Annotated in this window: 1 protein-coding gene; it reads left to right on the forward strand. The window is 70.0% G+C overall.

Features of this window, described 5'->3' with window-relative positions; translation table 11 throughout:
- On the forward strand, positions 1-956 hold a 956-nt coding region (locus AC5JJ6_RS35405), incomplete at both ends, for a hypothetical protein (protein ID WP_496046537.1).

The following is a 956-nucleotide window of genomic DNA, read 5'->3' on the forward strand; positions in this document are numbered from 1 at the left end:
CGACCGGAATCCCCGGGTACGGCCGGCGGCGCTGATCCCGCGCCGTGTCCTGACGCCGTTCTGGACGATGCTGACCAAGCCCTCGACCGTGTCCGAACTCCTGCGCGGCCCCAGCGAGGAACATCCGCTGCCGCCCCGCATGGATTTCGGCGCGCTCGACCACCCGCTGTTCGAGGTCGGCAGAAGCACCCTGTCGGCGATGCGGGGCGCCGCCGTGGGCAATGCGGGGATCGCCACTGTCGGCAAGCGGATTCATCCCGACATCTGGGACATCGTGCCGGAGATGGAAGCGGCCATCGGCCTGCGGCATCAGCTCTGGCTCATCAAGCAGCACCTGCTGGGGAACCGGGTCAGCCTGGCGGTGACCGAGTTCCTGACCGGCGCCCGCAACAACGCCTTGTCCATGCATGTCCTGCTGCTGTCGCTGGCGCGCTCGCCGCAGACACGGAAGGCGTTCCCGGCCTTTGCCGACGCGCTCAGCCGCGAGAAGTCGCAGGAAGTGACCCGCGTCCTGACCGACATCACGCGCTGCACGTTCGACGACGCCCGGCGCGACCTCGGCGTCGAGAACGCGGAGGAGGAAGCCCGCGACCTCGATCCCCTCACGCTGGCGCGCGGCCTGAAACCGGTCGCCGAGCGGCTGGCCATCCTGCGCGCCCAGTCGCTGGGACGCGCCGGCTCGACGGCCGCCGAACGCCTGACCCAGGACCTGAAGGCGGCCGTCCGCGACAAGCTGGTGTCCAATGTCGACGCCATGATCGACCGGCTGCCCGAAACGCCGAGGACAGCCAACGAGACGGAGTTCGTCTCGGCCCTGATGGGCGCGGTCGGCATGCTGACGACGGGCCGCGATGTCTGTACCAGCGCCGGCTTCAACGACATGACCGCGCCGTCGGTGGAACGGCTGATCGCGGCGACGCAGAAGCGGATCAGCGCCCTGGCGCGGCCGGCTCTCG

Source organism: Skermanella sp. (assembly GCF_059503625.1).